The 8,528-nt window shown below is 43.7% G+C and carries 10 protein-coding genes, 3 tRNA genes, 1 pseudogene and 1 other annotated feature; of the genes and pseudogenes, 4 read left to right on the top strand and 10 right to left on the bottom strand.

Going from position 1 to position 8,528, the window contains the following annotated elements:
* A pseudogene (locus MSA64_RS05750) lies at positions 1 to 195 on the top strand (hypothetical protein); the annotation flags it as partial.
* Positions 196 to 495: 300 nt separating this feature from the next.
* Here MSA64_RS05750 and MSA64_RS05745 read toward each other — a convergent pair.
* The 8 genes from MSA64_RS05745 to epsC all read right to left on the bottom strand — a co-directional run bounded on the left by MSA64_RS05745 (position 496) and on the right by epsC (position 5,820).
* On the bottom strand, positions 496 to 1,359 hold the full coding sequence (locus tag MSA64_RS05745) for an AraC family transcriptional regulator (protein WP_287890938.1): 864 nt from the start codon (positions 1,357 to 1,359) through the stop codon (positions 496 to 498).
* Positions 1,352 to 1,693 carry a cupin domain-containing protein gene (locus tag MSA64_RS05740; protein WP_022172606.1) on the bottom strand — a complete coding sequence of 114 codons (342 nt, stop codon included), beginning with the start codon at positions 1,691 to 1,693 and terminating at the stop codon, positions 1,352 to 1,354. The genes MSA64_RS05745 and MSA64_RS05740 overlap by 8 nt, the downstream gene beginning before the upstream one ends.
* 126 nt (positions 1,694 to 1,819) lie before the next feature.
* Positions 1,820 to 1,891, bottom strand: a tRNA-Thr gene (locus tag MSA64_RS05735).
* A 102-nt stretch (positions 1,892 to 1,993) separates the two neighbouring features.
* Complete coding sequence (sigH, locus tag MSA64_RS05730; protein ID WP_330639066.1) at positions 1,994 to 2,656, bottom strand: RNA polymerase sporulation sigma factor SigH; 663 nt, start codon at positions 2,654 to 2,656, stop codon at positions 1,994 to 1,996.
* Positions 2,601 to 3,329 (bottom strand): 23S rRNA (guanosine(2251)-2'-O)-methyltransferase RlmB, encoded by a 729-nt coding sequence (gene rlmB / locus MSA64_RS05725; protein ID WP_287890937.1) that lies wholly within the window; start codon positions 3,327 to 3,329, stop codon positions 2,601 to 2,603. Before rlmB ends, sigH begins: the two co-directional genes overlap by 56 nt.
* Positions 3,319 to 3,750, bottom strand: a complete 432-nt coding sequence (locus tag MSA64_RS05720) for a Mini-ribonuclease 3 (protein ID WP_022172609.1) — start codon at positions 3,748 to 3,750, stop codon at positions 3,319 to 3,321. The genes rlmB and MSA64_RS05720 overlap by 11 nt, the downstream gene beginning before the upstream one ends.
* Positions 3,735 to 5,141: a cysteine--tRNA ligase gene (cysS, locus tag MSA64_RS05715; RefSeq protein WP_287890936.1), complete on the bottom strand. Its 1,407-nt coding sequence runs from the start codon at positions 5,139 to 5,141 to the stop codon at positions 3,735 to 3,737. The genes MSA64_RS05720 and cysS overlap by 16 nt, the downstream gene beginning before the upstream one ends.
* A 4-nt stretch (positions 5,142 to 5,145) precedes the next feature.
* Positions 5,146 to 5,820 carry a serine O-acetyltransferase EpsC gene (epsC, locus tag MSA64_RS05710; RefSeq protein WP_022172611.1) on the bottom strand — a complete coding sequence of 225 codons (675 nt, stop codon included), beginning with the start codon at positions 5,818 to 5,820 and terminating at the stop codon, positions 5,146 to 5,148.
* Positions 5,821 to 5,870: 50 nt separating this feature from the next.
* Positions 5,871 to 6,095: a binding site (T-box leader), on the bottom strand.
* A gap of 192 nt (positions 6,096 to 6,287) precedes the next feature.
* Between epsC and MSA64_RS05705 the strand changes: the two genes are divergently transcribed.
* The gene (locus MSA64_RS05705) at positions 6,288 to 6,473 is read left to right on the top strand and encodes a hypothetical protein (protein WP_205839909.1); all 186 of its coding nucleotides are present in this window, start codon (positions 6,288 to 6,290) and stop codon (positions 6,471 to 6,473) included.
* 115 nt (positions 6,474 to 6,588) lie between these two features.
* Here the strand turns inward: MSA64_RS05705 and ispF are convergent, their stop codons facing one another.
* Positions 6,589 to 7,071 carry a 2-C-methyl-D-erythritol 2,4-cyclodiphosphate synthase gene (ispF, locus tag MSA64_RS05700; RefSeq protein WP_277664168.1) on the bottom strand — a complete coding sequence of 161 codons (483 nt, stop codon included), beginning with the start codon at positions 7,069 to 7,071 and terminating at the stop codon, positions 6,589 to 6,591.
* 130 nt (positions 7,072 to 7,201) lie between these two features.
* On the bottom strand, positions 7,202 to 8,053 hold the full coding sequence (locus MSA64_RS05695; RefSeq protein ID WP_287890933.1) for a peptidoglycan-binding protein: 852 nt from the start codon (positions 8,051 to 8,053) through the stop codon (positions 7,202 to 7,204).
* Positions 8,054 to 8,300: 247 nt separating this feature from the next.
* Here MSA64_RS05695 and MSA64_RS05690 point away from each other — a divergent pair.
* Positions 8,301 to 8,374: transfer RNA gene (locus tag MSA64_RS05690), tRNA-Met, on the top strand.
* Between the two features lie 30 nt (positions 8,375 to 8,404).
* A tRNA-Val gene (locus MSA64_RS05685) sits at positions 8,405 to 8,477 on the top strand.
* Positions 8,478 to 8,528: the final 51 nt, after the last annotated feature.

Here is an 8,528-nt window from a genome sequence, read left to right as displayed (position 1 = left end):
TATTTTGCGACAGCGCTTGCGAAGCAGTGGGATACGGTGATTCCATATCTGGAAGAACGGAAACTGGATCGCTGGGTGCACCAGAAGACGATTCAGAAAGCGGTGGAGAGCTTTCGAATCACACCGGAGCAGAAAGTATATTTGAAGAGTTGTAACTATTCAGTAGCCATTATCCCGCGAGGTGTTTTGGCATAAATATGCCAAAATCCCGAGACATACAAGCAAAAATGCCATCACCGAAGGTGATTTTAAATGCATTTTTGCTCGTAACTGTAAAGTTACTGAACAGTTACCTTTTTCCATTATAATCGAACTTACCCACAACGTAAAGTCGACCAGAGCAAAGTTTCCCCACAGTAACCACATCCCCATACAACTACAACCGTCCTATCTTCCCGGAGGAAATCAAAATTGATCCACCGGATCAATTATTGATATGCAACGCAACTTTAAAAGAGATCTTCCGGTTCTTTGCCGGCAGATCTCTTTCGTCTGTTAATCTTCTATCTTCTGTTCTTTCCGGTATCTTCGCATCTTTCCCGGTGTACTCTCAAACCTGGATTTGTACATTTTCATAAATAATTTATAATTAGTGAAACCATGAATCTCCAGCAGCTTCTGGACACTCAGATCTGTTCTCTGCAAATCTCTGACAACATGTTCCATTCTCACCGAATTAACATAAGCCAGAAATGTCATGCCCATATATTTCTTAAAAAATCGCGTGAAATAATCCGGATTCAGAGAAACCAGCCGTGCAATCTCCTGCAGCGAAATTTCTTCCGTATAATGTTCCTTCACATATGAAGTGATCATTCCCAGTCGTTCCATATATTTTTCTGATATTTCCATCTTATCAGAAGTAACCGATACGCTGAAGTCTTTTACCAGTACAGCCAGCAGATGATACATCCGGCTGTAAAACTCCAGAGTTTCTTCCGGCGACCGAAAAGGATGCAGTTCTACAAGAGCACTCAGTGCTCTCTCCACCATAAACGTATCCATCCGGTGCTTTCTTCCGGTGATCTTTTCACAGACAAATTCCAGCCCGTCGATCTGAGGAATAAACCGTTTCATCATCGGATAAGGGATCTGTATCAGCATCTCCTTACACTGTCGTGGACACTGAACACTGTGTACCACCCGGGAATTAATTACCAGAAAGTCTCCTTTTTTCATCCGGATGCATTCTTCCTCTCCCAGATAACAGTCTTCACTTCCCTCCAGCAGATACAGAATCTCAAGCCCGTTATGCCAGTGAGGTGCAGTGTAATCCCTGTTGTGCCACAGGACATTGAAAAACACATCTTCGTTAGACGGATATTTGATTGCCTCGTACCGGTATGTCTGTTTATGCATTGTAAACTAACGCCATAAATACCAGTTCTTCGTCATTTGGATTCTCCAGAGAATGGCTCTGTCCCACTTCGATCACACATACATCTCCAGGCCCTACCTCTGTTCTTGTACCATCATTGTCCACAAATACCCCTTTCCCCTTTAAAATGAAATAAGGTTCTGTATTCCCCACATGCTGATGCCAGCCAACGCTGCTGTGCGGACGAAGTACTGCCATGGCATACATGGAACCGTGTCCGTTCAGTTCTTCTTCAGATACAATGTGGTGAAATTCCACACTGCCTTCTCCTCCACGCGGATGTTCTACGACTGCTACCTTTGTTTTTCTTACCATAAAATATCTTCTCCTTTCTTTCCCCGTTATATCCTTTACCGGATCTTCATAAAAACATTTTTGCTTTACAGAAAACAATTCCTGAAAGTCAAAAAAGCTCCATGAATCACTTCAAGGAGCTTTGTAAGCTGATGACGGGAATTGAACCCGTGACCCCTTCCTTACCAAGGAAGTGCTCTACCTCTGAGCCACATCAGCATCTGCAGCGTTTTTATCTGTCCGCTACAGTTAGATAGTTTAGCAAAAGCTCCGGAAAAAGTCAAGCATAATTTTCGTATTTTTCAGATTTTTTTAAATATTTTATTTTTTCCTGCCAAGACTCTCCCGGACTTTACCCTTGATTCGTTGCAGAGCATTGTCAATGGACTTGGATGATTTGTTCATTTTTTCACCAATCTGCTGATAATTATTTCCATCCAGATAAAGTGTCAGGACTTCATTTTCAAAAGTACTTAGCTGTTTTCTGATTTTTTCTTCCATCTGCACGGCATTTTCCTGTGCAATAATGATTGTCTCAGGACTCTGTTCTGTTTTACTGCCCAGCTGTGTTTCCCATTCTTCTCCATTCATAGAAATATAGGAATTCAGTGGCTGATGTTTCTGCCTGGTGGATGACTGGATGGCATTATACATCTGCCGGTCCACACACAGTTGGGCAAACGTATAAAAAGAAGCCTCTTTATCCCCGCGATAATCCCGGATCGCTTTGAAGAGTCCGATCATTCCTTCCTGAATCAGATCATCCGCTTCTCCTCCTGCAAGATAGAGAACACGGGCTTTCTGGCGTACAATAAACTTGTATTTTTCCAGCAGATAATCCATAACCTCTGTATCCCCCTGCCGAAGCAGTTCCACCAGTTCCTCGTCTGTGTACTCTGTATATTCCTTCATCCTGTTTTCCTCACTGTTATCCACGCTGACGGGCGATTTCAAAAGCCAGAACCCCTGCTGCCACAGAAGCATTCAGGGAATCAATATCTCCTTTCATCGGAATCGAGGCTACAAAATCACAGGTTTCTTTGATTAATCTGCTGACTCCTTCTCCTTCGTTTCCGATTACCAGACCCATCGGTCCTTTCAGATCCATCTGATAATACGGCGTACCGTCCATATCTGCACATACGAACCACATGCCTTCTTTTTTCAGTTGTTCCATGGTCTGTTTTAAATTGGTTACTTTTGCAACCGGTGTATAATTGATTGCCCCTGCTGAAGTACGGGCAACAGTCGGGGTAAGCCCCACTGCTCTTCGTTTTGGAATGATCACACCGTGTGCACCTGCCAGATTCGCTGTTCGGATCATAGCTCCCAGATTATGCGGATCTTCGATATTATCCAGTACGAAAATAAAAGGAGCTTCCCCTTTTTCCCTGGCTTTTTCCAGAATATCTTCCACTGTAGCATACTCATACGAAGCCGCCATTGCAATAACACCCTGGTGATGACCCGTTTCAGATAACTGATCCAGGCGTTCTTTTTTTACAAAATTGATGATCGTATCACCTTTTTTTGCTTCCCGGATAATGGTTCTCACCGGTCCGTCCGGACATCCATCCAGAACATATAATTTGTCAATCGGTTTTCCCGCACGTAATGCTTCTAAAACCGCGTTTCTTCCTTCGATTTTATTTTCCATCTTTCAGTGCCTCCAATCCCATTTTGATCAGATCAATCATTCTGCAGTACTGATCCGTCAGATACAGATACCCCATAACCGCCTCAAATCCCGTCGCACGGCGATAATCCCCTGTAGTGGCATTCTTCGCTGTAGTGTAGGACTTTGCATTTCGACCTCTCTTGTAGACTGCTTCTTCTTCCTGGGTAAAATGTGGCTCCAGCACCTGCACCATCTCCGACTGTGCCTGAGCTTTTACCAACCGGCTTGCCTGTTTATGCAGCTTATTCACCTGGCAGTTGCCCTGTTTGATCAGGATGGTGCGGATATATAACTCATAGATCCCGTCTCCGATATAGGCAAGTGTCAGCGGAGAGTAAGAACGGATATCCGGATCCTTCAACTGAAACTGTTCTTTCAGATATGTTATGCTCGTTTCCATTTTACGCCCTCTCTGGTATCTTCCAGAATAATTCCCTGTGCCAGCAGTTCATCACGGATCTCATCGGCACGTTTGAAGTCTCTGGCTTTTCTTGCTGTCTGACGTTCTTCGATCATTTTTTCGATCTCAGCGTCCAGATTTTCTTCTTTCTTTTCTACCTGAAGACCCAATACATCACTTAATGCAACAATCTCCTTTTTCAGCGCTGTGACAAATGCTCCGGAAGAAGCATCATTTGCATTGGTATTGGCAAATTTAACCAGTTCAAAGATTGCAGAGATTGCATCTGCGGTATTCAGATCATCATCCATGGCATCTTCTAATTTTTTGCGGTACACAGGAATCTCTGCAAGCAGTTTTTCCTCTGCATCTGACAGAACATCCACAGCTGCTTCCTGTGCAAGATGTGTCAGATTGGAAACTGCAGTCACAATACGTTCCAGAGCATTCTTAGAAGATTCCATGATCTCTCTGCTGAAGTTGATCGGGCTTCTGTAATGTGCACTTAACATGAAGAATCGCAGCACCTGGAGATCATACTGTTCACCGATTTCTCTTACGGTAAAAAAGTTGCCCAGGGATTTGGACATTTTGCGGTTATCAATATTCAGGAAACCATTATGCAGCCAGTAATGAGCAAAAGTCTTTCCGTTACAGCACTCACTCTGCGCGATCTCATTTTCATGGTGCGGGAAAATCAGATCCTCCCCACCGGCATGAATATCGATTTCCTCACCCAGATATTTTTTTGCCATCACAGAACACTCGATGTGCCATCCCGGACGTCCTTCACCCCATGGAGATACCCAGAAAGGTTCTCCTTCTTTTTTCGGTTTCCACAGGACGAAATCCATCGGATCTTCTTTCTGATCTTCGCCGGACACCAGAAGAGAACGATTACCGGATCTCAGATCATCCAGATTTTTGTGAGATAATTTTCCATATTCTTCAAACTTTCTGGTACGGAAGTATACCGTTCCGTTTACATCATACGCATATCCTTTTTCCATCAGTGTTTCGATCATGGCAATCATACCATCGATCTCCTGCGTTGCCTGCGGGTGGGTAGTGGCCGGTTTTACATTCATATCCGCCATATCTTTTTTACATTCTTTGATATAACGTTCTGAAACTTCTTCTGCACTTACACCTTCTTCGATGGATTTTTTGATGATTTTATCGTCTACATCAGTAAAATTAGATACGAAATTTACTTCATATCCCTTATATTCCATATAACGGCGCACGGTGTCGAAAACAATCATCGGACGGGCGTTACCGATATGGATAAAGTTATATACCGTAGGTCCACAGACATACATGGTAACTTTACCTTCCTGTAATGGTACGAATTCTTCTTTTTTCTTTGTCAGTGTATTATACAGTTTCATCTTGTTATTCTCCTTTTTTATTTTTGATAAAACGAAGTTCTTTTTCCACTTCCAGCAGTCGGTTGGTCACTTCCGTGTATTCCTTCTGCAACGTTTTCAGATCATCCAGCACCGGATCCGGCAGATGACAGTGATCCATACTGGTTCTCGGTACTTTCATATTTTTCTGACGAACCACACGTCCCGGAATACCTACTACGGTACAGTTCGGTGGCACCTCCTCGATCACAACAGATCCGGCTCCGATCTTGGAGTTGGCTCCGACAGTGAAAGAACCGATGATTTTTGCTCCTGCGCTTACCATAACGTTGTCTTCCAGAGTCGGGTGACGCTTGCCGGTTTCTTTCCCGTTTCCCCCCAGGGTAACACCCTGATATAAGGTTACATTATCGCCAATGATCGTAGTTTCTCCAATGATCACACCGCTTCCATGGTCAATGAACAGTCCTTTCCCAATCGTAGCGCCCGGATGAATCTCAATCCCGGTCTTTCTGGCTGCACGCTGAGAGATCCACCGTGCCAGAAAGTAATGACCTTTCAGATATAATTTGTGTGCCCGTCTGTATTTGATCATCACCCGAAAGCTCGGATATAACAGCACTTCCAAAGGTGTCTTGATTGCCGGGTCTCGTTCCTGAATCACCTGGAATTCTTCTTTGATATGACTGATAAAACTCATTGTTCCCCTCCATTTTATTTTCTGTAAACAGAAAAAGGATGACTGTCTCAATAAGAGACGAAGTCATCCGTGGTTCCACTCTTTTTGAAGACGTATCTTCCGGATCCGTCTTCCACTTTCTGCCCTTAACGCCTGCCTGCGGATCCGGCTACTCTCTTTCACCGTATCAACTCCCGGATGCACTTCACCGACGATTCCCCGGGACTGCTTCCAGCCAGTGACTGTCCCTCTCTGTGGTTCCTCTTTCAGATACTCTTTCCGTTCTTCGCTTTTCTCATGCTTTCTGCCTTATAGTTTATGAAAAAAAAGTAGTTTTGTCAACTCCTACCGCCTGGATTTTGATTCTAATTTCTTTTGTCTTTTGTTTTATTTATGCTATAATAATGGAAATTGTTTTGTCTTGTAATTATAAAGATATCGAACAGTTACAAGTATTGTTAGTATTCATAACTTCTGAGGTGACAAGAATGCCAAATTACGAAAGTATTACTCTGAGGGAAGATCTTCATATTCGTAAGATCTATTCCATTCACTATTTTGAATATATGAAAGACTATGTATATGACGGGGAATCTCACGATTTTTGGGAATTTGTCTTTGTAGACAGCGGAATTGTCCTTGGAATCCAAAAAAGCAGCACAATTAACCAATAGCCCTCTCTTTTTTCATAAGTGAAATGTTCTTTGCAACTTTCCGTATAAAAAAAGAAAGGCCACAGTACCTGTGACCTCTTTGTCTGTGTTATTTTATACGATTCCTGCTTTTTTGTCAATCCTGTGCCGTTTGTATGCAGCAGATCGCCTGGGATGAAATGCCCTGCAGTGTACCGGTAAATCCAAGTCCCTCTTCTGTGGTTGCTTTGATATTGACCTGGTCTTCGGAAAGTTCCAGTGCATCTGCCACATTTTTAATCATCTGATCGATGTGAGGCAGTAACTTCGGTTTCTGTGCAATGATCGTGGCATCAATATTTACAATCTGATAGCCCTTTTCTTTTAATAAACCTCCCACTTTCTGCAATAACAGGATACTTGAGATTCCTTTATACTGCGGATCTGTATCCGGGAAATGTCTTCCGATATCCCGGAGTGCAGCTGCACCAAGAAGTGCATCCATGATCGCATGAACAACTACATCCGCATCCGAGTGTCCAAGAAGTCCCAGCTCCCACGGTATCTTCACACCGCCAAGGATCAGGTCACGTCCTTCCGTCAGTTTATGTACATCATATCCCATTCCTACCCGTACCATATTTTTTCCTCTCTTTCTTTTTCCGTATCTGTTCAGTACTTTTACAGTTATTCCCGTCATCTCAACTTACTTTCTTCTTATTATTTATATATCCTTTATCCGAATTGTATTCTCTGTCTGTCATGATACCTTATTTTCCCCTGCTTTGCAACAGGGCACTCCAGGTCTTTTTCCCTACAATGCCATCTGCCGGCAGTCCTTTGGTTTTCTGAAAATTTCGGATATTCTGTTCTGTTTTTTCTCCGAAAATTCCGTCTGTCTGCCCTCCTTCGCTCCACACATTCAGATAGAGAGACAGCCGTTTCTGAATCCACCGCGTGAGTTCTCCTTTCGCACCTTTCCGAACCGTTGGACAGCCCAGCAGTGTCCGCGAACCGAAAATCCCATCAACGGCTCCCGGCTGATATCCCTGCCGGATCAGTTCTATTTGCAGTGCCAGGATCCATTCTCTCTGTGTACTGTCCGCTGTCAGTGCCTTCACTTCTATATGCGGATTATCCTTTCCGGAAGATATGGTTTTTCCTGTCGATGTATCCGATTCCGGCCAGGTTGCCTGAAAAGCATAGATATTTCCATACTCTTTTCGCAGTCTTTCCGAGGTACTTCCCCAGTCCGGCAGCTGAAAATGTAGTTTATCCACAATGGATTTCCAGTCTCCACCCCATTCCAGACCCAACGATTTTCCGATAGCTCCGACTCTCTGAAAATAATTTCCCGACTCGTTATAGGCTCCTTTTCCGTCCTTTCGATAGACATCAAAAGCCACTCCCCACTGATGCATGGAGCGATAGGTACTCCCCGGTGCATTGGTCACCACCGGACCCGGCTTGGTTCTTCCCTGGTCATACAGTCGGTTTTGTTCCTGTACCGTCCGAAAACACTCTCCGATTCCGATCGGACATCCCTGTTTTTCGCAGACAGTCACCAGTTCTTTCGCCAGTTTCTGTAAATGTGGATGACATTTGGTCAGATCCCGTCCCATATTGATATTTCTCTCCCGGAAATTTCTCTCCTGCTATTTTATGCAACAACCGGATTTTTGTGCATCCTTACTTTCACCTGCAAACCTTTCATTATTCAAACTGTTTTTTCATTCCTTATACGCTTTCGAATCGTTGTTATTTTTCCTCTTTTCGAAATTTTTTAATTTTTTTCAAAAAAGTGCTTGACTTTTTCATAACAGTTTTATATAATCGTAGAGCAGGTTGCGGTTGGCAACCACGAAAAATGGCGAGATAGCTCAGTTGGCTAGAGCACACGGTTCATACCCGTGGTGTCGAGGGTTCGAATCCCCCTCTCGCTACTTCAACAACTGGATATCAGTGTTGACCCTGGAATCTTAGCTCAGCTGGGAGAGCATCTGCCTTACAAGCAGAGGGTCACAGGTTCGAGCCCTGTAGGTTCCACTTCTTCTTTGGAAGACAATTTCATATGGCGAGATAGCTCAGTTGGCTAGA

It is taken from the genome of Oliverpabstia sp., from assembly GCF_022785585.1.
GTDB lineage: Bacteria > Bacillota > Clostridia > Lachnospirales > Lachnospiraceae > Oliverpabstia > Oliverpabstia intestinalis.
Note: the sequence above shows the minus strand (reverse complement) of the source record. Positions and strands in the feature narration are given on the sequence as shown.